The sequence below is a fragment of the Halolactibacillus halophilus genome, from assembly GCF_900115605.1.
GTDB lineage: Bacteria > Bacillota > Bacilli > Bacillales > Amphibacillaceae > Halolactibacillus > Halolactibacillus halophilus.
Genome location: NZ_FOXC01000001.1, coordinates 63,011 through 87,205, shown reverse-complemented (window position 1 = coordinate 87,205; position 24,195 = coordinate 63,011). Strand labels below are relative to the sequence as shown.

Here is a 24,195-nt window from a genome sequence, read left to right as displayed (position 1 = left end):
CTTATGGTACGTAGACAACAATTTGAAGATGAGTTACTGCAAGTTAAACGACGCGTCATCGCGTTATTAGAAGCAAGTAGAGAACAATTAAATCGCTCTGTTAAAGCTTTGTATGAAGCTGATGTAATAGAAGCAAAACAAGTGATTGAAGATGACAAATCATTAGATGAATTGGATTTAGAAATTAATAATATGGCGATTTTAATGATTGCTAAACAACAGCCTGTCGCAACTGATTTGCGCCGGCTGATTGTGGCGATTCGTTTAGCGACTGACATTGAGCGGATGGCTGATAATGCGAAAAATATTGCTCGTTCGACGATTCACTTAGGCAACGCGCATCAATTAACCATCGATTCGCGTCTAAATCAAATGACGACAATCGCAAATAACATGATTGATCTTGCGATTGAAGCGTATGAGGAAGAAGATATTATAAAAGCGAAACAATTATCTGAAAAGGATGACGCAATTGATGCGTTATTTGGACAAGTATTAAAAGATATGCTGTCAAATAAAGCGACAGAAAAAGATGAAATTCAACTGATCATGCAAGTTGCCTTTAGTACCCGGTATATTGAACGTTTTGGCGATCACTTAACGAACGTCGCTGAAAACATTATGTACCTTGTGAAAGGTGAAATTTACGACTTAAACAAATAACTAAAAGACCCAATTCTTCTTACGCGTTTATGGTAAGGGATTGGGTCTTTTAGTTAGATGTCATTATCTCATTTCAAAGTAGTCGATGAGGCCATTAGTGATAGCTTCAGCTAATTTTTCATGATAGCTTGTTTGTTTAATCTGTTGCTCTTCTGTCTGATTAGATAAGAAACCAAGTTCTAACAATAAGCTGGGGCGACGATTGTTTCTAAGCACACTATAATTACCTGATGCTACGCCGCGGTCGTTGGCTGATGTTTCGGTTAGAAGTGAGGCATGAACAGTCTCAGCAAGTACTTTAAAGCCAGCCTCACGGTAATAGGTATTAATACCATTAGCGGATGGATAAGCGGGTTCACTGTTGTAATGTAAGCTTAAAAACATATCAGCTTGTAGGTAGTTACTAAGTGTCGCCCGTGATGTTAAACTGTAGTAATAATCATCCTCTCGCGTAAAAGTGACGTTAGCACCTTGTCTCACTAAGTAACGTTCAAGTACACGTCCTGTTTGCATCGCGAATTGACTTTCATATTCATCATGTAAACTGATTGCCCCGACATCAATTCCTCCGTGTCCAGGATCTATGACAATTGTTTTGTTGAGTAAAGGTGATTGACCCACTGGTTTTGTTAAAGTTAAGTCAAGGACCTGTTTTTTTATATAGCCTGTTGTATTGTCAATCTTTACTTGGTACCAGTCACCTTGTTCATTCATAATCGTGACGTGATCATTTTTATTTAATTTAATAATAATCTCACTTGTAAGTGATGCATCTTGTCTCACATGGACAATAGGTAAGGATATCCGTGTCTCATGAGGAAAGCTATAATTTGGTGGTATGTCACTTTCTATTTCCTCATCTGATTCATCAAGCAGCAGTTCAGCTGACAGTGTCACATAATCTTCGTGTACCCATCCAGTTGTATTGTTGTAGGTAATCTGTAACCAAGGTGATTCCGTCGCTTCAACATTAAATTCCTCACCTGTATTGACGTGCCCAATCGATTCAAACGATGTACCAGGACCACTTCTGACGAGTAAATCATCAGCATCAATGACGGCCATTTCAGCAAAAGTCATTAATGGATTGAATAGTATGACGCTCAGTCCAATGACAAATAATGTGTATAGTAGATGTTTTAAGTATCTTCTCATAAGTATAATAAGTTGCCACAAAGCAACCGTTCACTCCCTTCAGTGCTTGTATCAATCCCTATCTTACGTGTAAACGTTAGGTGAGTCAAAAGATTTCGATCAACAATCACTTAATTTTACGTGATAAAACGTCAAGCGTATGTAAAAATTACAAAAGATATAAAACTTACTTGACATTCCTGTTTTTTATCAGTAATATTATAAACAATTCAAACAATTTGATCGAAAATCACCTATGATGAGAACAGTAGTTAAGATAAGCGGATCAAGAGAGGGAATTGCCTCGGCTGAAACAATTCCTATTTAGCGTTTTAATGAAGGACATCTCTAAGGTACTATATTGAACTAACAGTAAATATAGTCGCGAGCAGGCGTTATTGTGATAAGTGGAATACGTTTATTTTGTATTCAACTAGGGTGGCAACACGGGTAATCGCTCGTCCCTTTTATAGGGAGGCGTTTTTTTTATGTCTAATTTGTAAAAATATTCTATTTTATTAGGGGAGATTCACATGATTCGTTTACCACGAGGAACGCAAGATATTCTGCCAGGACAATCAGAAAAATGGCAATATATTGAATCGACATTTATTGATATATGTCGACGATTTAATTACCAAGAGATTAGAACACCTATTTTTGAACATACCGAGCTGTTCCAGCGCGGTGTAGGTGATACGACGGATATCGTCCAAAAAGAGATGTACACATTTGAAGACCGAGGAAATAGAAGTTTAACCCTTCGCCCAGAAGGAACGGCCTCTGTTGTACGTGCTTTTGTACAAAATAAGCTTTATGGTTCAGCAAAACAACCACAAAAACTGTTTTATAACGGGCCAATGTTCCGTTATGAGCGTCCGCAACAAGGTCGAATGCGTCAATTCGTTCAATTAGGTGTTGAGGCACTCGGTAGTAAAGACCCAGCCATTGATGCAGAAGTGATCGCCTTAGCTATGACGTTCTATCAATCACTCGGGCTACAGTCATTAAAACTGGTAATCAATTCATTGGGTGATAAAGAAAGCCGTGAAAATCATCGTCAAGCTCTCGTTGAACACTTTAATCCTTACCGGGCGGAGCTATGTTCAGACTGTCAAACACGACTCGACCAAAACCCGCTGCGGGTGCTTGATTGTAAAAAAGATCGTGACCACCATGCTATGGTGGATGCGCCTAAAATATTAGATTATTTAACTGAGGAAGCGCGTTTATACTTTGAAGACTTAAAAGCTTATCTCGATGCCTCAGGTATTGACTATGAAGTCGATAGTAACCTTGTGCGTGGATTAGATTATTATAATCACACGGCGTTTGAGATTATGAGTGCTGCAGAAGGTTTTGGCGCAATTACGACCTTATCAGGTGGTGGACGCTACAATGGTTTAGTTGAAGACTTAGACGGACCAGCGACACCAGGGATTGGATTTGCTTTAAGTGTCGAGCGTCTCTTGATGGCACTTGAAAATGAAGGGGTTACGCTGCCTGTTAACGAAGGATTGGACGTGTATGTCGTGAGTTTAGGGGATATCGCCAAAGTACCAGCGTATACCTTAACGCAACAATTACGAAAGAGTGGTCTATCTGTAGATAAAGATTATTTAGGCCGAAAAATGAAAGCTCAATTTAAAGATGCTGACCGAAATGAAGCAAAATTTGTCGTGGTCCTCGGTGAAGAGGAAGTAAATCTAAAGCAAGCAGCAGTCAAAGATATGACAACAGGCGAACAAGAAATGGTCGCTTTTGATACAGTAGTTAATCATATTCAATCAAAACGCTAGGGGGATAAAAAGATGACAGAGAAAAGACAACTTGCCGGGGAGCTTAGGCTTACGGATGCAGGTCAACACGTTGTACTAAAAGGATGGGTGCAAAAGCGCCGTGATTTAGGTGGACTTATTTTTATTGATTTACGTGATCGCAGTGGTGTCGCTCAAGCGGTATTTACACCGGCGAAAAGTGAAACAGCACTTCAGATTGCTGAGGCTGTTCGCAGTGAGTATGTTATTGAAGTACAAGGTGAAGTCGTTAAGCGTGATGATGCGACAATTAATGACCGTATGGCTACCGGAGAGATTGAGGTTTTAGTTGAAGCGGTAACGGTATTAAACGAAGCGAAAAACCCACCGTTTACTGTACTAGACGGTGAAGATGTATCAGAGGACGTGCGATTAAAATACCGCTACCTTGATTTACGACGTGAGTCGATGCAAAAGACGTTTAAATTGCGTCACCAGGCGTCTCAAGTCATGCGTTCTTTCTTAAATGATGAAGGTTATTTAGAAATGGAAACACCCATGTTGACTAAAAGTACACCTGAAGGTGCGAGGGATTACCTTGTTCCTTCACGGATTCATGAAGGACATTTCTATGCGTTACCACAATCACCACAATTATTTAAGCAGTTAATAATGGTTGCTGGTTTTGAACGTTACTTCCAATTCGCTCGTTGTTTTCGTGATGAAGATTTACGGGCAGACCGTCAGCCTGAATTCACTCAAATCGATATTGAAACAAGCTTTATGACCGAAGAAGAGATTATGGCGATGACAGAACGTATGATGGCGCGCGTCATGAAAGAAGTAAAGGGTATAGAGTTAACATTACCACTGCCACGTCTTACCTATGATGAAGCAATGAGTCGTTTCGGTTCAGATAAACCTGATACGCGTTTTGGTTTAGAACTTGTTGATTTATCAGAAACGGTGAAAAATGCTGGATTTAAAGTATTTAAAGATGCGGTTGCTGGTGGTGGTAAAGTTAATGCAATTAATGTCAGTGGTTTCGCAGATAAGTTCTCACGTAAAGACATTGATAAACTAACTGATTTTGTAAAAATTTACGGTGCCAAAGGATTAGCTTGGCTTAAAGTGACAGATGAAGGGCTAACCGGTCCGATTGCGAAATTCTTTGAAGCGGATGAACAACAAGCGCTTCAAACTGCGCTTGAAGCGAAAGATAATGACTTATTATTATTTGTAGCTGATAAAACATCGGTCGTCTATGATAGCTTAGGTGCATTACGTCAAAAAATAGCGAAAGATCTTGGTTTGATTGATGAATCCATCTTTAACTTCTTATGGGTGACTGATTGGCCATTACTTGAATACGATGAAGATTTAGGGCGTTATTTTGCGGCGCACCATCCATTCACACTGCCGCAAAAACAAGATATTGATAAGCTCTCATCAGCACCAGAACAAGTCAAAGCGTCAGCATATGATTTAGTTTTAAATGGCTTTGAACTCGGCGGTGGCTCACTCCGTATTTATAAGAAAGATTTACAAGAAAAGATGTTTGAAGTACTCGGCTTTACAAAAGAAGAAGCCAATGAACAATTTGCCTTCTTAATGCAAGCACTTGAGTATGGTGCCCCACCACACGGCGGGATTGCGCTTGGTTTTGACCGCTTAGTGATGTTACTGGCTGGTAAGACGAATCTGCGTGATACGATTCTGTTCCCGAAAACAGCATCGGCATCCGATCCGTTAACCAACGCACCAGGTAACGTTAGTGAAGCTCAAATGCAAGAATTACATTTAGATCATCGAACGAAAAATTCAGCAGAATAGCCGGATGTAATCCCTTACAAAGAGGGTTGAATTTCAAAGTGAACTATGCTAAAATGATTTTACAAGTTAATCCTGATGTGTTCGTTGAAAATCCAAATGTTTTGACCGAACATTTCAAAGTCGGGAGCCCAATGTTTTCTTGAGGATTACATGCCCCACTTGTTTGAGGACTTAAAAGTCAAGGGACAGGGCACCCACCTGCCTAGAGCGGGTTCAAAACTTTCTATTGAGACGGCACGATTGGGATTATCTTTATACATGATGATTAAAAGCTCACCCAAGGGGTGAGCTTTTTTACGATAGATACGTGTAGGTTCTGTTTGGATTTATGAATTAAACATAAAAAGACACGTCACTTGTAAGTGTGGCGTGTCTTTTACTTAGATACCGATACCGTTATTCAAACGGCAATCATAAGCGACTGGGTTCAGTGAACCGTCTCATGTGTTTACGATGACTCATTTTTATTCAACGTTTTAATTTGTTCATGCATTTGTTTTAAGGCGCGTTCAAATTTACCAGTTTCAACTGGTTGGTAATACTGTTTATGTCTAATTTTATCCGGTAAGTATTGCTGCTTCACACGTGCACCAGGAAAGTCATGCGGATATTTATAGCCGGTACCATGCCCCATGTCTTTTGCTCCTTGATAGTGCGCATCTTTTAAATGATCAGGTACGTCACCAGTATTCATCGACCTAATATCCTTTAAGGCATGATCGAGTGCTTTATAAGCAGCGTTAGATTTTGGTGACAGGGCGAGTTCTACTGTAATAGATGCAAGCGGAATACGTGCTTCTGGAAAACCAACCCGTTCAGCGGCTTCAATCGCATGAAGTGTCCGTGGTCCTGCTTGCGGGTTACCGAGACCAATATCTTCATAGGCAATGACGGTTAAACGCCGAGCGATACTATCTAAGTCGCCTGCTTCAATTAGACGCGCCAAATAGTGGAGAGCAGCATCTACATCACTGCCGCGAATAGATTTCTGCAGGGCGGAGAGAACATCATAATGATGATCCCCGCCTTTGTCATGGGTAAAGCTTTTTTTCTGCATGCACTGTTCGGCAACATGTAAATCAATAACGATAATGCCTTCACTGTTTTTAGCAGTAGAATAAGCCGCCAGCTCTAACCCGTTTAAAGCGGCACGCAAATCACCCCTTGAACTATCCGCAAAATGCTGAAGGGCCTCATCGGTCACTTGGATCGGTATATCACCTAACCCTTTTTTCTCATCGCCAATCGCCCGGTTTAAGGCCTCTAATATATCTGTCTTTGTTAAGGCTTGAAGTTCAAATAAGTGAACCCGGCTTCTAATTGCTGGATTGATGGCATGGTATGGATTACTCGTTGTGCAGCCAATTAACGTAATAAGATTACTTTCAACATGTGGCAGTAAATAATCTTGTTTTGCCTTATCTAGTCGGTGAACCTCATCCATAATCACGACCAAGTTGCCATGCATCTTAGCCTCTTCAATCGCAATTTCAATCTCCTTCTTTTTATCAATGACGGCATTTAATACTTTAAAACGTAATCCAAGTGTCGCCGATAGTGCCATTGCCATGGAGGTTTTACCAGTCCCAGGTGGCCCGTATAAAATCATTGAACTTAAACGATTGGCATCAATCATCCGCCGGATCATGTTTCCTTCTCCAATCAAATGTTGTTGCCCTATAATATCTCCAATATGTTCAGGTCTTAATCGATATGCGAGCGGTTGTTTTGCCATGTAAAAACTCCTTTAACGCAAAATTGTCTGATTCATTTCGAATGACTTGACGTCGTATGACGGTTTCATATAAAATATACTACATTTGTAGGAATTAATATAGTGAACTGTTTAATGCGTCCGGAGACATAGCGAGTCGACGCGTCTTCATGATATAATGGAAACAGAAACAAACGACTAGGAGTGTTAATCGATGAAGATATCAACGAAAGGACGTTACGGACTAACCGTAATGATTGTCCTGAGTAAACATTACGGTGAAGGCCCGGTGTCTTTAAAAAGGATTGCAGAAGAGCATAACCTAAGTGAGCATTATTTAGAACAATTAGTCCCACCACTACGTAACGCTGGCCTTGTGAAAAGTGTGAGAGGTGCTTATGGTGGTTATAAACTCGCAAAACCAGCCCATGAAATTACAGCCGGAGATGTAATTCGGATATTAGAAGGCCCTATTACCCCAGTTGAAGGAATTGAAGATGAAAGTCCAGAAAAACAACACCTATGGATTCAAATACGTGATGCCGTTAAAAATGTGTTAGACACAACGACACTCGATGATTTAGCTACCTATAAAGAAACGGGAGAAAATGAACCGTATATGTTCTATATTTAAAAGAGAGGATGAAACAAATGGACACATTATATTTTGACCATGCGGCGACAACGCCGCTTCATCCTGATGTCTCACAAATGATGTCGACTGCTTTAACTGAAAACTTCGGTAACCCGTCAAGCATTCACCAATCGGGCCGGCAGTCAAGAAAAGCGGTAGATGAAGCGAGAACGGTCATCGCCAAGTCACTTGGGGCGAATGATAAAGACATTATCTTTACAAGTGGTGGCACAGAAGCAGATAATTTAGCCATCATTGGTACAGCTTTAAAACATCAAGACAAAGGGAAGCACATTATCACATCTTCGATTGAACACCATGCGGTGCTAGATAGTTGTCACTACTTAGAAACACGAGGATTTACGGTGACGTATTTACCGGTAGATGAAACCGGTGTTGTCGGGATTGATACTGTAAAAATGGCCCTAACAGATGAAACGATTCTCGTATCAATCATGATGATAAATAATGAAGTCGGTACGATTCAACCCATCCAGGCCATTGGTGAGCTGTTAAAAGACCACCAAGCGGTATTTCATACCGATGCCGTTCAAGCCTACGGCATAGTGCCACTTGATGTAGAAGATTTACAGGTGGATTTATTAACTGTAACCGCGCATAAAGTTAACGGCCCAAAAGGGATTGGGGCGCTTTATAAACGGCAAGCAGTAAAAATACAGCCGCTCTTTTATGGGGGCGATCAGGAACGTAAGCGTCGTCCAGGAACGGAAAACTTACCTGGTATTATTGGATTTAAACAGGCGGTTGAACTGTTTTTAGGTGAAGAATTAAACCGTCAAGCGCATTTCCAACAGTTAAAAACAACGTTTGAAAAGGAAGTAAACACAATCGCTAACATTACCATCAATGGGGACGAGGATAAGGTCAGTCCATTGATTTGTAATGTAAGTTTCTTAGGTACCCGAATTGAACAAGTACTCATGAATTTAGATTTGGACGGGGTATTCGTCTCATCGGGCAGTGCATGTACAGCAGGATCGATGACGTCCTCACATGTGTTAAAGGCGATGTACGGAGAAAAAGATGAGCGCACGTTGAGTGCCATTCGGTTTAGTTTTGGTCTTCATCATACTGAAAAGGCAATGATTGAAGTTGTAAAGCGTGTCAAACAAACTATTGAACGGTTAAGAACGTTAGCGAATTAAAAGGAGCAGATAATTATGAGTAACAATAAACAGACCCGGGTCGTTGTTGGTATGAGTGGAGGCGTAGATTCTTCCGTCACAGCGTTATTACTGAAACAACAAGGTTATGATGTGATCGGTATTTTTATGAAAAACTGGGATGATACTGATGAAGATGGTTTTTGTACGGCGACAGAAGATTATGAAGATGTGATTCGTGTCTGTAATCAACTGGATATCCCGTATTTTGCGGTTAACTTTGAAAAACAATATTGGGATAAAGTGTTTACCTATTTTCTAGATGAATATAAAAAAGGTCGCACCCCAAATCCTGATGTGATGTGTAATAAAGAAATCAAATTTAAGGCGTTTTTAGACCATGCACTTTCTCTCGGAGCGGATTATGTCGCAACAGGTCATTACGCTCAGCTAAGGCGAGAAAACGGTAAAATCGAATTATTGCGTGGTGTCGATGATAATAAAGATCAAACGTATTTCTTAAACCAACTGTCGAAAGATGTGTTAGAAAAAGTCATGTTTCCACTCGGTCACTTACCGAAAAAAGAAGTCAGAAAGATTGCCTTAGACCATGATTTAGCAACGGCCAAGAAAAAAGACAGTACGGGGATTTGTTTTATCGGCGAGCGTGATTTCAAAACATTCTTAAGTGAGTATTTACCTGCACAACCTGGTCGAATCAAAACGATGGACGGTGTGGATAAAGGAGAACATGATGGGTTAATGTACTACACAATTGGTCAACGCCAAGGACTCGGTATTGGTGGTCCAGGCGGCCCGTGGTTTGTCGTTGGAAAAAACTTAAAAGACAATGTGCTCTATGTTGAAGCGGGTGAACATAATCCGTATTTAGCATCAGATGCTTTACTTGCGTCTGATGTTAACTTTGTTAATCCGATTGAGGAAATGACATTTAAAGCCACCGCAAAATTTAGATACCGTCAAAAAGATTCTGGTGTAACGGTTACGCAAAGACCAGATGGTACCCTTTACGTTATGTTCGACCAAGAAGAAAAGGCAGTCACCCCAGGTCAAGCGGTCGTCTTTTATCAAGATGAGGTGTGTTTAGGTGGAGCGACGATTGATGAGGTGTATAAACAGGGTGAGCGTCTCGATTATTTAGGATAATAAAGCATAAAGAGAGGAGACCGAAATGACTTACATCGAACAAGGGATTAAATATATGCAAGATGAGAACTATGAAATGGCTGTGAAAGCTTTTAATGACGCAATCGAAACAGAACCAGACAATCCAGTCGGTTACATTAACTTTGGGCATGTATTAGCACATATAAATGATACAGAACGCGCCATTAGTTTTTACGAAAAAGCACTAGAGCTTGATCCGAAAGCAGGCACAGCTTATTACGGTTTAGGTAATATTGCGTTTGAACAACAACAGTATAAACAAGCGCTTCGCCACTACACAGAAGCAGTTGATCTAGGGTTAACAGAGGCTGATGTCTATTTTATGATTGGCTTAGCTCATGTGAAACGTGAAGATATAAAACTAGCCCTTCCATTTCTCATGCGTGCAAGCGAAATGAATCCCGATGACATGGATATAGCGATGCAGTACGGTTTAGCTTTAGCTGAGCTATCGCATTTAGATGAAGCACGTCGTGTATTTGATGGCGTCTATCAAAGTTACCCAACACATGCTGATGCACTCTATAACCGGGCTCTGTGTGATTTGTTTTTAGAGCGGACAGATGAAGCAATCAAAGATTTAAATTGTGTGCTTGACTTAGACCCGGAACATACCCTAGCACAAGGAACGCTGATGCAAATTGAACAAATATTAGACCAACAGTAAGAAAGTGGGCGGTGGACGTGTCAGAAGAAACGAAGTATATTCGTGGGGAATTGATTTATACGATTTATACCAATCAAGCCGAACACTTTTCTATTGCGAAAATAAAGGTGTTAAAGACAAACGAAGCATTTGATGAAGATGAACTCGTTGTAAAGGGCTATTTTGGTGAAATATTCCCCGGAGAGGCGTATGTCTTTTACGGAACGTTTGTCCATCATAAAAAATTTGGTGAGCAGTATCATGTCGATCACTATGAGCGCTATGTTCCAAAGACAGAAGAAGGTCTTGTCAGTTATTTATCGAGTGACCTCTTCCCCAAAATTGGAAAGAAAACAGCAAGCCGAATTGTTGAGGCGCTTGGGGACGGGGCAATTAATAAAATAATTAAAGAGCCTGATGTGCTAAAAGATATTAAAGGACTAAATGATGAACGTCGGACGATTTTAGTCGAGCGATTAAAGACATATCAGGGGTTTGATACCATCGTTGTTGCCTTGCAAAAGGTGGGTATTGGTCTAAAACTTGCACAAAAGATTTATCAACATTATCAAGATGAGGCCATTAATATCTTAGAAGAAAACCCGTATCAATACGTATTTGATATTGAAGGGTTCGGGTTTCATCGTGCGGATTTAATTGCGACAGATTATGGCATTAGCTTAAACCATCCGTCAAGAATTCGGGCGGGTATTCTTTATATCCTCAATGAATCATTAAATGATGGCCATGTGTTTTTGCCAGTAGATAAGGTAAAGGATAAGGTCAATCGCTTATTGGAAGCACGGCGGTATGGTATTACTGATGAGATGTTGACGAAAGAATTAATCGAAATGGCAGAAGAAGAGTACCTAGTTGAGGAAAATGACCGCGTTTACCTGCCAGTTAGTTATTATGCGGAAGCTGGACTGACGACACAGTTGAAGCGGATCAGTGAACTTGAAGTTGAAGAGACGGTTGTGGAGGCGGACTTACTTAAAGTTGTCGGTGAAGTTGAGGAAGAAGAACATTTAACTTACGGCAAAGTTCAGTACGACGCGATCAAACAAGCGCTTATGACGAAAGTGATGATTTTAACCGGTGGTCCTGGTACCGGGAAGACAACGGTGATTAAGGGGATTTTAAAAGCCTATAGCGAATTAAATGATGTTAGTATGAAATTACAAGATTACACAAAACGCAGTGAGTTTCCCTATATACTGACAGCCCCGACCGGAAGAGCCGCAAAACGGATTACCGAATCAACTGGCTTACCTGCTTACACGATTCACCGCTTACTCGGATGGGACGGCCATCAACATTTTGAGAAAACACAAGACAATCCATTAGAAGGCAAGATGATTATCATTGATGAATTTTCGATGGTCGATGTGTTTTTAGCCAATCAATTGTTTAAAGCGATTCCGTCTACAATGCAAGTGTTGCTTGTAGGTGATGAGGATCAGCTACCATCTGTTGGACCCGGACAAGTGTTAAGTGATTTATTACATAGTCAGCAAGTGACACAAATTAAACTTGATGAAGTGTACCGGCAAAAAGAAGGGTCAAAAATTATTACATTGGCGCATCGAATAAAACATGATGAATTAACAGCAGATGATTTAATAAAGGCAAGTGATTTTAATTTTATCCCATGTCAACGCCATCAATTGTTGCATTCTATTGAAACGATTGTGACCCGAGCGATAGCACGTGGATTTGATATTCAAGACATTCAAATTTTAGCACCAATGTATAAAACGGATGTCGGTATTAATGAAATTAATACCCGGATTCAATCGGTCGTGAATCCTAAGCGAAAAGGCGCACGTGAACTTCATACGAAAGATACCGTGTTTAGAACCGGTGATAAAGTGATTCAGCTTGTGAATCAACCAGAAGACAATGTGTTTAATGGCGATATTGGTAAAATCACCGCTATTTTTTGGGAGAAAGAAAATGTAGAAGGCGAAGACCAAGTGATTGTGACGTTTGAGGACGATGATGTAACTTATACTAGACAAGATTTATTGAATATTACTCATGCTTATTGTATTTCAATTCATAAGTCACAAGGCAGTGAGTTCCCCATCGTTGTTATGCCAGTTGACCGCGCTTACCGGCGAATGCTTAGGAAAAACTTACTCTATACCGCGATGACCCGGGCGAAACAATCATTAATTATTTGCGGCGATCAATCTGCCTTTTTAGAAGGGGTCACGACGATTGATACGAATGAACGTTACACGACGCTTATTGAACGATTAACCGGTGTCTTCACTGATGAGGATTATCGTGAACAGCTAGAAGAAGATTTAGAAGAACAAGCATTAGAAGGTGAAGAGGTATCACCTTTTGATTTTATGTGAGGTGAGGCGATATTACGTAAAACTATTGCCTTGATCTCATCAGACTAAAGTAGCTAGACTATTCATTGACTTTGGCGTAAAGATTCTCTATAATATCGGTTGAAACGATAGAAAAAAACGTTGAGAAACAGGAGTACATATCAGCCCATTTTAAAGAGACGCCCACCCTAGGCTGTAAGGTGAGCGAAATGAAGAGGTATGGAAGCTCGTTTTGAGTGTAAATGAACCATTTACCGGTTGAATGCCGTTATCATTCATTAAAGGTGATAGCGCTAGCTATAATCAGGGTGGTACCGCGAAGATAACTCTCGTCCCTGCAAGATATTGCAGGGATGGGAGTTTTTATATTGCCTATCGTTAGCAATAAAACTATAGATAAGTCATGGTAGATAAAGGAGCGAATACAGATGAAAGCATTAACCTCAAGTGAAGTAAGACAAATGTTTTTAGATTTCTTTGAATCAAAAGGTCACCGAATAGAACCGAGTGCCTCACTCATCCCACAAGAAGATCCGACGTTATTATGGATCAATTCTGGCGTCGCAACATTAAAGAAATATTTTGATGGCCGCGTCGTGCCAGATAACCCGCGTTTAGCTAATGCGCAAAAATCAATTCGAACAAATGATATTGAAAATGTCGGCTATACCCCACGTCACCATACGTTCTTTGAAATGTTAGGGAACTTTTCGATTGGTGATTACTTTAAAGAAGCCGCGATTGAGTACGCATGGGAATTCCTTACGAGTGATAAATGGATTGGTTTTGACCCGGAAAAAATTTCAGTCACTGTCCACCCAGAAGATGATGAAGCATTTAACTATTGGAAAGAGACGATTAAACTTCCGGAAGAACGCATCATTCGTCTAGAAGAAAACTTCTGGGATATCGGAGAAGGACCAAGTGGACCGAATACAGAGATTTTCTATGACCGCGGGGAAGTGTATGGCAATGATTTAAATGATCCTGAACTTTACCCTGGTGGCGAGAATGACCGTTATTTAGAAATTTGGAATCTCGTCTTTTCTCAGTACAATCATAATCCTGATGGTACCTATACCCCCCTACCAAAGAAAAATATTGATACGGGGATGGGACTTGAACGGATTGTGTCAGTCATTCAAGGGACAGACACAAACTTTGAAACAGATTTATTCTTACCGATTATTAAAGAAGTTGAAAAGTTAACAACCGTTAATTATGGTGATAAAAAAGAAACAGACACAGCCTTTAAAGTGATCAGTGACCATATCCGTACGGTTAGTTTTGCGGTCGGTGACGGGGCCTTACCTTCTAACGAGGGTCGTGGGTATGTGTTAAGACGATTATTAAGACGCGCGGTCCGTTTTAGTAAGCAACTCGGGATTGAAAAAGTCTTTATGGCGTCACTTGTGCCAACGGTGGCTTCTATTATGGAAGCTTTCTATCCAGAGGTAAAACAAAAACAAGACTTTATTATGAATGTGATTCAAACAGAAGAAGAACGATTCCATGAAACATTGCATGAGGGACTCGTTATCCTGTCTGATATTATTGACCAACAAACGAAGAACAATGAAACTGTGGTGCCAGGTGCATACGTATTTAAACTATACGATACCTACGGTTTCCCGAAAGAACTGACAGAAGAATACGCCCATGAACAAGGTTTTACCATTGATAAAGCAGGTTTCTTGTCAGAAATGGAAAAACAAAAAGCACGTGCGCGTAATGCGCGTCAAAAAGTCGATTCGATGCAAGTTCAAGACAGTGTCTTTAGTGACTTAACAAAAGATAGTACATTTGTCGGTTATAAGACCCGTGACGTTCATACAACCGTGGTGGCGATGATTGAAAATCAAACCTTCGTTGAAAAACTTACGAGCAAAGAGGCGTTTGTTATTTTAGCTGAAACACCATTTTATGCAGAAAGTGGTGGCCAACAGTCAGACTTAGGTATGATTTATAATGATCATTTTAAGGCGATGGTTAAAGAAGTAACAAAAGCACCGAAAGGCCAACACTTGCACCGCATTGAAATCACAAAAGGTGAGCTTGAATTAAACGAGAGCGTTACGGCACAAATTGACCGTGAACGTCGCCTATTGATTGAGAAAAATCATACCGCGACGCATCTGTTGCATCAAGCGTTAAAAGATGTGTTAGGCACGCATGTCAATCAAGCGGGGTCGCTTGTTGGTGATGGTCGCTTACGTTTTGACTTCTCACATTTTAGTGCTGTTTCATCTGAAGAACTTCTAGCCATTGAAACAAAGGTGAATGAACAAATCTGGGCCTCACTTCCGGTTGAGATTACGAATCGTTCCATCGAAGAAGCAAAACAAATGGGTGCGATGGCACTCTTTGGTGAGAAGTATGGTGACGTCGTACGTGTTGTTAAAGTAGGTGATTATAGCTTAGAACTTTGTGGTGGCTGTCATGTTTTCAACACGGCAGAAATTGGTTTGTTTAAAATTGTCTCAGAGTCAGGTATTGGGGCGGGTACACGCCGAATTGAAGCTGTTACGGCAAAAGGGGCCTATCAATTTGTTAATAATCAAGAAGTGGCCTTAAAACAAGCGGCTGAAAAATTAAAAGCGAACCCACTAAACGTACCAGAAAAACTTGATCATTTGTTTAGTGAGCTGAAACACGTACAAAAAGAATACGATGCCTTACAACAAAAATTATCAAGCTATGAAGCAAAAAATATTCTAGATAAAGTTGAACATATTAACGAGGTGCCTTGTTTAATCGAACAAGTCAATGTTTCTGACATGAATCAACTCCGTTCAATGGTCGATGATTTAAAACAAAAACTACCATCGGGCATTATTCTGCTAGCCGCTGTGAATGATGGTAAAGTCCAATTTGCGAGCGGGGTATCAAAAAATCTTGTCGACCAAGGGTATCATGCTGGTAAACTAATTAAACAAGCCGCAACGGTATGTGGCGGCGGTGGTGGCGGTCGTCCAGACATGGCACAAGCAGGTGGGAAAGAACCTGAAAAAGTATCCGCAGCTCTACAAGAAGTAAAAACAATGATTTCTTCACTCGGATAACTTGTTAAATAGCCCTCATTAACGGTATAATGGTCGTAAGTAAGGATTACGTCATTAAGAAAACTTCAGTTAAGGACGAGGTGTTAGTATGGAGAATATGGATCAGACGATGAAATTTAATTTCTCAGAGGAGCCAGTTGAAACAAACGTTAAAGACGTCTTATTAACTGTCTATCACGCATTAGAGGAGAAAGGTTATCACCCGATTAATCAGATTGTTGGTTATTTACTTTCTGGTGACCCAGCCTATATTCCGCGATATAAGGATGCGAGAAACCTTATTCGTCGCCTCGACCGTGATGAACTCATCGAAGTATTAGTTAAAGATTTTATCGATCAACATAAAGAGGTATAATATGAAAAAAATGGGTTTAGATGTGGGCTCGAAAACCATCGGTGTTGCTGTGAGTGACATGTTGGGATGGACAGCACAAGGGATTAAAACAATTCGGTGGGAAGAGGAAGCTATTACCTCAGCTGATGAGGAGTTAAGACAAATCATACAGGAACATGACATTTCTGAAGTCGTGATTGGTCTGCCGAAACATATGAATAATGATATCGGCGATCGTGGTGAAAAAGCACTCCACTATCAGAAGCATATTGAGAAGACGTTTGGCCTGCCGACGGTGATGTGGGATGAACGGTTATCAACAATGGCAGCTGAACGTGTTTTATTAGAAGCTGACGTCAGTCGTAAGAAGCGGAAAAAAGTCATTGATAAAATGGCAGCCGTGATGATTTTACAAGGTTACCTTGACTCAAAGTAACAATAAATATAGATAAAGGAGGTCAAAGCATATGGCTTTAATTGAAGAAGAACGCATTATCATTCCTGGAGAAAACGGTGAAGAAAATCTTTACGAGGTGATTTTTACTTTTGATATCGAGGACAACGATCAATCATACGTGGCGGTTGTTCCCGTTGAACAATCAGAGGATGAAGAACAAGAAGTATTTGTCTTCCGTTATGAAGAAAAAGACAACCAAGATGATTTAATGTTATTCTCAATCGAATCAGATGAAGAATGGGATATCGTTGAAGAAACTTTTAATACCCTTGTTGATCAAATGGATCTCTAAATTAGAGGGTGAAAGTGAAAACATACAGAGTCGGTTCGCTGACTTTGTGTGTTTTTTGCTGTTTTGGGCTCTATTTACTTTTAATATGTAACAGACAGCGTTTCTTTAACGTCTACAATATAGTGTGCGTAATAACGAGGCGACAGTTTAATCAGTTAAATAACAGAAAGCTGTGGAAAAATACGTCGGCTTTTAGTATAATGTATCAGATGAGGAGGGACGCATGTGACAAATGATAAAAACCATAATCAAGAAGAACTAAGTGATGAACATAAAAGCGAAGCGAATACATTTGAAGAGACAAAACAAAAAATGCACCATAACTTTCTAAGCCGAGCCAAGGAGGCGAGTATTACCCGCCGAATTGTTGTAGTTGCGATTATTGTATTCATGATCCTCATCGGTTTCGGTGGGAAGTTTGCCTACGACTATATTACGGATGGGTTAAGCCCAGTCGATGCATCAAGTACTGAAACAATAGAAGTGACGATTCCTTTAGGATCGTCATCATCAACCATTGCCAACCTTTTGGAAGAAAGTGGTGTCATTAATAATGACTTAATGTATCGTATTTACATTAAAGTCAATAATGTAACCGATTTTCAAGCTGGGGATTACACTTTATCGCCAAGTATGACGTTAGACGAAGTATCAACGGCATTACAATCTGGTCGAATTGTCGAAGAAGCAAAATACTTTGTGACGATCCCAGAAGGACGTACCATTGAAGAGATTGCCGAATTGCTCAGCAATAAAGCAAACATTGATACGGAAGCTTTCTTAGAATTAATGACCGATGAAACTTATATTGAATCATTAATTAAAAAATATCCAAGTATTTTATCAGAGACGATTTTAGATGAGGATATTCGTTACCCATTAGAAGGCTATTTGTTTGCGGCGACGTATCCGATGTATGAAGATACACCGGCAATGGAAACGATTATCGAACAAATGCTTGATAAAACGGAAGATGTACTCCTTACTTATTTTGCCGAAATTGACGAATTAGAAGCATTCACTATCCATGAAATTTTCACCTTTAGTTCACTGGTTGAGCGTGAAGCGAGAAATGAAGAAGAACGTAAAATGATTGCCGGTGTTTTTTATAACCGTTTAGCAGAAGGTATGCGACTTGAAACAGACCCTACCGTCCTTTATGCGCTTGGAGCGCACAAGGATCGTGTGTTGTTCTCTGATTTAGAAACAGACTCACCATATAATACGTATCAAGTATATGGATTGCCGATTGGTCCTATTGCTAATTTTGGTGAAAGCTCACTAGAAGCAGTGATTAATCCTAGCGAAACAAATTATTTATACTTTGTCGCAGCTGATGGTGAAATTTATTACTCTGAAACGTTTGAAGAGCATCGACGAAAAGCAAATGAATATTTAAATCGTGATATTTAAAAAGAGAATCAGGGAAGTGAGTTCCCTGATTTTCTCTGTGTAAAAAGGAAGGTGAAAATGATGGACGCACATGTCTTTGACTATATAAAACGCTTAACAACAACCTCAAGCTATCCGTTTGATGTAATGGAATACCAAGCAAAAGAGCAGCATGTTCCAATTATGGAGCAAGACGGAATTGCCTTTTTAAAACAGTTAATTCGTCTCCATCGACCGACTCGCATATTAGAAATTGGGGCGGCGATTGGTTATTCAGCTCTACAGATGGCTAGTGTGGATACAAATATTCAAGTGGTGACAGTAGAACGAGATGACGTCCGTTTCGAGGCCGCGATGGCGAATATCAATCAGTATGACGAACATCAACAAGTAGAAGTGTTACACGGCGATGCGTTTGACTTGGCCGATGAGTTGAACCATAAGGGACCGTTTGATGTTGTGTTTATTGATGCAGCTAAAGGTCAATACCAACGTTTTTTTGAAACGTTTTCGACTAACCTGACTGAGCACGCGATGATTATTACAGACAATGTCCTGTTTAAAGGTTATGTGTCAGATGCAAGTGAGGCGAGTAAACGTCTAGCTAAACTGTCTCAAAAGATTGACCGCTACAATCAGTGGTTAATGGACCGAGAAGGATTTGAGACGGTGATTGTACCTGTTGGTGATGGTGTTGCTATCACCACGCGACAAATGAATGATTAACAAACATGAGAATATATTTCAATAAAGGGGTCTAAATATATGGAGAATACACGAAAAAAACCGATTGTTATTGGGGTGTCTGGAGGCTCGGGATCGGGTAAGACATCGGTCACCCGGTCGATATGTGACCGCTTTGAAGACAAGTCTGTTTTAGTTATTGAACAAGACTTTTATTATAAAGACCAATCTGATTTACCATTTGAAGAGCGCTTAAAAACGAACTATGATCACCCGTTTGCATTTGATAATGATTTATTAGTTGAACACTTACATCACTTACTTAAACATCAACCGGTTGAAAAACCGATGTATGACTTTAAACGTCATACCCGCTCAGATGAGACAATGCTCGTTGAGCCCAAAGAAGTTATTATTTTAGAAGGCATTCTTGTCTTAGAAGATGAACGGTTAAGAAACTTAATGGATATTAAAGTCTTTGTTGATACAGACGCTGATTTACGCATTATCCGTCGGTTGCTGCGTGATATTAATGAACGCGGGCGTACGATTGATTCAGTCATTGAACAATACTTGTCGGTTGTAAGACCGATGCACTTGCAATTTACCGAACCGACAAAGCGCTATGCCGATTTAATTATTCCAGAAGGCGGCGAAAATCATGTCGCAATTGATATTATGGCGACTAAAATTGAAACGATTTTGACAAAACAACAAAAATAATGCTGAGCGCTTTCAAAAGTTATGAAAGAAATGTAAAAAACTATTGAAATATCAACCATAATCCGTTAGTATAATTTTTAATAGTCTTTTGTGTAGAAATGATAAAAGACGGGGATAAATTTATAGAGACAAATAAGTGAATGGTATTAAAAGGAGAGTTAGTCATGGCTACAGAGAAAAGTTATTATATGACAGAAGAAGGAAAAGTGAAATTAGAACAAGAATTAGAACATTTAAAAACCGTTCGACGTCCAGAAGTTGTTGAACGTATTAAAATTGCACGAGATTTTGGAGATTTGTCTGAGAACTCAGAATACGATGCAGCAAAAGATGATCAAGCCTTTGTAGAATCGCGTATTACGCAAGTCGAAACAATGATTCGTAATGCTGTAATTATTGAGAATAATGATAGTGACCAATCAACCGTTCAGATGGGCCGTACGGTTACTTTTATTGAATTACCAGATGGTGACGAGGAAGAATACATCATTGTTGGTAGCGCAGAAGCGGATCCGTTTGAAGGTAAGATTTCAAATGATTCACCAATTGCTAAGAGTTTACTTGGTTGTGAAGTTGGACAAGAAGTTAACGTACCAACACCTGGTGGCGACATGCGTGTGCGTATTACTGAGGTAAAATAAACATAAGTAAGTGGCTTTCTCTTTCTTAAGTAAACAGTCATCAGATGCTGGTTTATGAAAGAATGAGAAAGTCACTTTTTCTTTTGTTTTATAGCGCGCACCTAAGAACTATTGTATACTAAGAGAATAGAATATTGATGAGGAGGCTACATACTGTGGAGGATGATATTGTATTCAGCAGAACGAGACGTCTCAATAAGAAACGAAAAAATAAGCGCTGGTTAGTTATTTTAATCGGGATTTTGGTGGTCTTTTTATTATCCGTTATCAGTGCGCCTATTATCTCACAGATAATGTTTAGTGACGATGAAGCAACTGAGGAAACTATGAATTCAGCAGTAGATGAATCTACTGACGACAGTACTGAAGATGACCAAGCTAATAAAACCACTGATGACCAAGGAGCTACTGAAGAAGAACCTGATGTGGTAACCGGTGCTGATGAGGATAAGGGTGCTGATGTTGGAGAAGACGCGGATCAAACTGATGACGGTAATGAATCAACAGATGTACCGAAGAACCCTGACGATTACGATTTAACGTTTAGTGAGTCGGATGACGAAAACGTCCTATCGAGATACAAAGCGGATTGGGATGCGGTGCCAACAACACAAACACAACCGCATACGATTAGTTTTGAACAAGATACTGATGATTGGAATGAAATGCTAGAAGCAGCGACACTCGCCACAGGCATAGACAGTGAAGCAATGCAGTATTTGTGGGTGAGTGGAAATGGACCAAATAAAGTCATCACCACCTATACAGATCGCGATTCAAAGGAACATTTCCGCGTTTATATTGAATGGGTAGAAAGTGAAGGTTACACCCCAACACAGGTGGACCTATTAAAAGAACATGACCAAATGTCACGCTTTTCTACAACATCAGAAACTGAAACAGAAGATGATACATCAGTTACTGATTCATCAGATGATGATAATCTTTAATAAGAGTTAGGAGAACGGATGAATGATAGGAATTATAGGAGCAATGGATGAGGAAGTGCGTTTATTAAAAGAAAATATGGCGATAAAAGAGGAACTAACCGTCGCTAACTGTGATTTTACCGTTGGAATGCTAAAGGGCGTTTCGGTTGTGTTATTAAAGTCGGGCATTGGAAAAGTGAATGCAGCGCTTGCTACAACGATTTTATTGGAACGATTTGCTATTCGCGCTGTTGTTAACACCGGTTCTGCCGGTGGATTAGATCAGACATTATCTGTTGGAGATATTGTCATCGGCCGAGAGGTCGTGCATCATGATGTTGATGTGCGTGCCTTTGATTATGACTATGGTCAAGTACCCGGTATGCCCAAGCGCTATCTTGCTGATACTGGGTTAATTAAAGCAATTGAAATGGCGATTGAAGAGAAGAATGAAGTTCAATCAAAGCAAGGTTTAATAGCAACAGGAGACAGCTTTATGCAACGCGCTGATCAGGTGGCAGGCGTGTTAGAACATTTACCTGATACGATGGCTGTGGAGATGGAAGCAGCGGCGATTGCTCAAGTCTGTTATCAATATCACGTGCCTTTTGTGATTATTCGCTCGTTATCAGATATAGCAGGAAAAGAGTCGAATGTGTCATTTGATCAATACCTAGACCAAGCAGCGAAACATGCTGCTGAAATGATTATGCGTGTCATAACCAACATAGCGTAACAAACATGCCGTGTGAAAGCAGGTGCTTTTACATGGCATTTAATCTGTACGCTAACTGTCAAGGTCTTGTTAATTGTCTTTAAACCGTTTGAATAGGATAGGCATTTGGGATGTTTGAACAAAATGAGCATTAAAACAGTAAAAAATGGTTGATAAAGCTGCTCGCAGTGAATCAGCAAGCGATTTGTCGTACGGTTTTTATCGTGTTATGATAAAATAATGTCAGTTTGACGAACGTTTACTTGAAAGTTGTACAAAAATAAATGAGTGGATAAAAATACTGAGGTGAGACTGTGTTAAAAAAATTTTTACCTGATCAACATGTAACTGATATTTTTGAAATAACACCCGAATCACTAAAAGCCAAAAATATTAAGGGTGTTATTACCGACTTGGACAATACCCTTGTTGCGTGGAATGAGCCAGATGCGACAGAAGCGATTAGAGAGTGGTTCAATCAAATGGCTGTAAATGATATTAAAGTCAGTGTTGTATCTAATAATGATAGAAAAAGAGTGAAACACTTTACAACCCCATTGAATCGCCCTTATATCCATCGGGCAAATAAACCTTTAAAAGGGGCATTTTATAAGTCATTGAAAGAGATGCAATTAAAAAAGTCGGAAGTGGTGGTCATTGGTGATCAAATTATGACCGATATTTTCGGTGGTAATCGGGCCGGATTCAATACGATTTTAGTTGTGCCTATTCTGCAAACAGATGATAAAGCGACAAAGTTCAATCGTAAGATTGAACGGTACATTTTAAATAAATTAGAGAAAAGAGGTTGGATTGAATGGAAAGGGAAGAAAAATTAACCTGTCAAGGTTGTGGTGTTACGATTCAAACAGAAGATAAAGAGAAGCCGGGCTTTGTTCCGCAATCCGCATTAGAAAATGAAGAAATAATTTGTCAGCGTTGTTTTCGACTAAAGCACTATAATGAAGTTCAAGATGTTGGTTATTCAGATGGTGACTTCTTAAAAATGATCAGTCAGATTGCTGATACGAAAAGTTTAGTTGTCAAAATTGTTGATGTGTTTGATTTTAATGGTAGCTTTATTAAAAGTTTACATCGACTCACTGGTAATAACCCAATTATTCTTGTAGGTAATAAAATTGATTTACTGCCAAAGTCAACGAACTTAAATCGGTTGAAACAATGGATGAAAAAATCAGCCAAAGATTATGGTTTAACAGTAAAAGATGTTTTCTTAGTATCATCTAAAACAGGGAAAGGCTTTGATGAAGTCAAAGCAAATATGAACGCTTATCGACAAGGGAAAGATGTTTATGTCGTCGGGTGTACAAATGTTGGTAAGTCAACCTTCATTAATTACTTAATTAATGAGTCAACGGGTACAAAAGAGGCGATTACGACATCTTACTTCCCAGGAACGACATTGGGGTTTATTGATATTCCATTAGACAATCATGCAAGTCTATACGATACACCAGGTGTCATTAACCGACAACAACTCACACATTATTTATCAAAACAAGATATCAAAACAATTACACCAACGAAAGAGATTAAACCACGTGTGTATCAAATCAATGATAAGCAAACATTATTTGTGGGTGGTTTAATCAGAATTGACTTTATTAAAGGCGAGCGTCAACCGTTTGTCTTGCATTTTGCGAATGCACTTGATATTCATCGGACCAAGCTAGAAAAAGCGGACCAATTGTATGTTGATCACCTTGGTGGCATGTTACAACCACCAAGTGAAAGCTCAAAAGCTGAATATCCGCCGTTACAAGAACGTACCTTCAAAATTTCGGGCGAGAAGACGGACATAGTCTTACCAGGTCTAGGGTGGATTACGCTTTCAGGTGAACCGGTAACGATTACCGTTTCCTCACCAAGTGATGTTCCTGTCAGTGTCCGTCCAGCAATTATTTAAG

General features: G+C 39.8%; 22 protein-coding genes, 1 other RNA gene and 2 other annotated features. Of the genes, 21 read left to right on the top strand and 2 right to left on the bottom strand.

Features of this window, described 5'->3' with window-relative positions:
* Positions 1-3: 3 nt before the first annotated feature.
* Positions 4-663 (top strand): phosphate signaling complex protein PhoU, encoded by a 660-nt coding sequence (phoU, locus tag BM098_RS00475; RefSeq protein ID WP_089829277.1) that lies wholly within the window; start codon positions 4-6, stop codon positions 661-663.
* Positions 664-726: 63 nt separating this feature from the next.
* On the opposite strand, the gene BM098_RS00470 is transcribed toward phoU, so the two are convergent.
* Complete coding sequence (locus tag BM098_RS00470) at positions 727-1,743, bottom strand: N-acetylmuramoyl-L-alanine amidase family protein (protein WP_234987364.1); 1,017 nt, start codon at positions 1,741-1,743, stop codon at positions 727-729.
* Positions 1,744-2,044: 301 nt separating this feature from the next.
* Positions 2,045-2,266, top strand: a binding site (T-box leader).
* A 64-nt stretch (positions 2,267-2,330) separates the two neighbouring features.
* Here BM098_RS00470 and hisS point away from each other — a divergent pair.
* From hisS to ssrS, 3 genes are all read left to right on the top strand, one after another.
* Positions 2,331-3,596 (top strand): histidine--tRNA ligase, encoded by a 1,266-nt coding sequence (gene hisS / locus BM098_RS00465; RefSeq protein ID WP_089829273.1) that lies wholly within the window; start codon positions 2,331-2,333, stop codon positions 3,594-3,596.
* A 12-nt stretch (positions 3,597-3,608) separates the two neighbouring features.
* Complete coding sequence (aspS, locus tag BM098_RS00460) at positions 3,609-5,387, top strand: aspartate--tRNA ligase (protein WP_089829271.1); 1,779 nt, start codon at positions 3,609-3,611, stop codon at positions 5,385-5,387.
* 66 nt (positions 5,388-5,453) lie between these two features.
* Positions 5,454-5,638: non-coding RNA, 6S RNA (gene ssrS, locus BM098_RS00455), on the top strand.
* A gap of 197 nt (positions 5,639-5,835) precedes the next feature.
* Here ssrS and BM098_RS00450 read toward each other — a convergent pair.
* Positions 5,836-7,122, bottom strand: coding sequence for a replication-associated recombination protein A (locus BM098_RS00450; protein ID WP_089829269.1), 1,287 nt, complete (start codon positions 7,120-7,122; stop codon positions 5,836-5,838).
* Positions 7,123-7,315: 193 nt separating this feature from the next.
* Here BM098_RS00450 and cymR point away from each other — a divergent pair, with 193 nt between their 5' ends.
* The 17 genes from cymR to yqeH all read left to right on the top strand — a co-directional run bounded on the left by cymR (position 7,316) and on the right by yqeH (position 24,194).
* A complete protein-coding gene (cymR, locus tag BM098_RS00445; protein WP_089829266.1) occupies positions 7,316-7,735 on the top strand; it encodes a cysteine metabolism transcriptional regulator CymR in 420 nt (139 codons plus the stop codon).
* A gap of 17 nt (positions 7,736-7,752) precedes the next feature.
* A complete protein-coding gene (locus tag BM098_RS00440) occupies positions 7,753-8,901 on the top strand; it encodes a cysteine desulfurase family protein (RefSeq protein WP_089829264.1) in 1,149 nt (382 codons plus the stop codon).
* Between the two features lie 15 nt (positions 8,902-8,916).
* Positions 8,917-10,026 carry a tRNA 2-thiouridine(34) synthase MnmA gene (gene mnmA, locus BM098_RS00435; protein WP_089829262.1) on the top strand — a complete coding sequence of 370 codons (1,110 nt, stop codon included), beginning with the start codon at positions 8,917-8,919 and terminating at the stop codon, positions 10,024-10,026.
* 25 nt (positions 10,027-10,051) lie between these two features.
* Positions 10,052-10,714 carry a tetratricopeptide repeat protein gene (locus tag BM098_RS00430; protein WP_089829260.1) on the top strand — a complete coding sequence of 221 codons (663 nt, stop codon included), beginning with the start codon at positions 10,052-10,054 and terminating at the stop codon, positions 10,712-10,714.
* Positions 10,715-10,731: 17 nt separating this feature from the next.
* Positions 10,732-13,059 (top strand): SF1B family DNA helicase RecD2, encoded by a 2,328-nt coding sequence (recD2, locus tag BM098_RS00425; protein ID WP_234987363.1) that lies wholly within the window; start codon positions 10,732-10,734, stop codon positions 13,057-13,059.
* A gap of 111 nt (positions 13,060-13,170) precedes the next feature.
* Positions 13,171-13,378: a binding site (T-box leader), on the top strand.
* An 88-nt stretch (positions 13,379-13,466) separates the two neighbouring features.
* Positions 13,467-16,100, top strand: coding sequence for an alanine--tRNA ligase (alaS, locus tag BM098_RS00420; protein ID WP_089829256.1), 2,634 nt, complete (start codon positions 13,467-13,469; stop codon positions 16,098-16,100).
* A gap of 88 nt (positions 16,101-16,188) precedes the next feature.
* Entirely contained in the window at positions 16,189-16,455 is a 267-nt protein-coding gene (locus BM098_RS00415) for an IreB family regulatory phosphoprotein (RefSeq protein ID WP_062319040.1), read from the top strand.
* A 1-nt stretch (position 16,456) separates the two neighbouring features.
* Entirely contained in the window at positions 16,457-16,870 is a 414-nt protein-coding gene (ruvX, locus tag BM098_RS00410) for a Holliday junction resolvase RuvX (RefSeq protein WP_089829254.1), read from the top strand.
* Positions 16,871-16,901: 31 nt separating this feature from the next.
* Positions 16,902-17,183, top strand: a complete 282-nt coding sequence (locus BM098_RS00405; protein ID WP_089829253.1) for a DUF1292 domain-containing protein — start codon at positions 16,902-16,904, stop codon at positions 17,181-17,183.
* A 225-nt stretch (positions 17,184-17,408) separates the two neighbouring features.
* The gene (mltG, locus tag BM098_RS00400; protein ID WP_234987362.1) at positions 17,409-18,596 is read left to right on the top strand and encodes an endolytic transglycosylase MltG; all 1,188 of its coding nucleotides are present in this window, start codon (positions 17,409-17,411) and stop codon (positions 18,594-18,596) included.
* Positions 18,597-18,656: 60 nt separating this feature from the next.
* Positions 18,657-19,301 (top strand): O-methyltransferase, encoded by a 645-nt coding sequence (locus tag BM098_RS00395; RefSeq protein ID WP_234987361.1) that lies wholly within the window; start codon positions 18,657-18,659, stop codon positions 19,299-19,301.
* 39 nt (positions 19,302-19,340) lie between these two features.
* Entirely contained in the window at positions 19,341-19,982 is a 642-nt protein-coding gene (udk, locus tag BM098_RS00390) for a uridine kinase (RefSeq protein ID WP_089829248.1), read from the top strand.
* Positions 19,983-20,146: 164 nt separating this feature from the next.
* On the top strand, positions 20,147-20,623 hold the full coding sequence (gene greA / locus BM098_RS00385; RefSeq protein ID WP_089829246.1) for a transcription elongation factor GreA: 477 nt from the start codon (positions 20,147-20,149) through the stop codon (positions 20,621-20,623).
* Between the two features lie 155 nt (positions 20,624-20,778).
* The gene (locus BM098_RS00380) at positions 20,779-21,573 is read left to right on the top strand and encodes a YrrS family protein (RefSeq protein ID WP_159430071.1); all 795 of its coding nucleotides are present in this window, start codon (positions 20,779-20,781) and stop codon (positions 21,571-21,573) included.
* A 22-nt stretch (positions 21,574-21,595) separates the two neighbouring features.
* Positions 21,596-22,288 carry a 5'-methylthioadenosine/S-adenosylhomocysteine nucleosidase gene (mtnN, locus tag BM098_RS00375; protein WP_089829242.1) on the top strand — a complete coding sequence of 231 codons (693 nt, stop codon included), beginning with the start codon at positions 21,596-21,598 and terminating at the stop codon, positions 22,286-22,288.
* A 293-nt stretch (positions 22,289-22,581) separates the two neighbouring features.
* A complete protein-coding gene (locus BM098_RS00370; protein ID WP_089829240.1) occupies positions 22,582-23,106 on the top strand; it encodes a YqeG family HAD IIIA-type phosphatase in 525 nt (174 codons plus the stop codon).
* Positions 23,085-24,194: a ribosome biogenesis GTPase YqeH gene (gene yqeH / locus BM098_RS00365; RefSeq protein WP_089829238.1), complete on the top strand. Its 1,110-nt coding sequence runs from the start codon at positions 23,085-23,087 to the stop codon at positions 24,192-24,194. Before BM098_RS00370 ends, yqeH begins: the two co-directional genes overlap by 22 nt.
* Position 24,195: the final 1 nt, after the last annotated feature.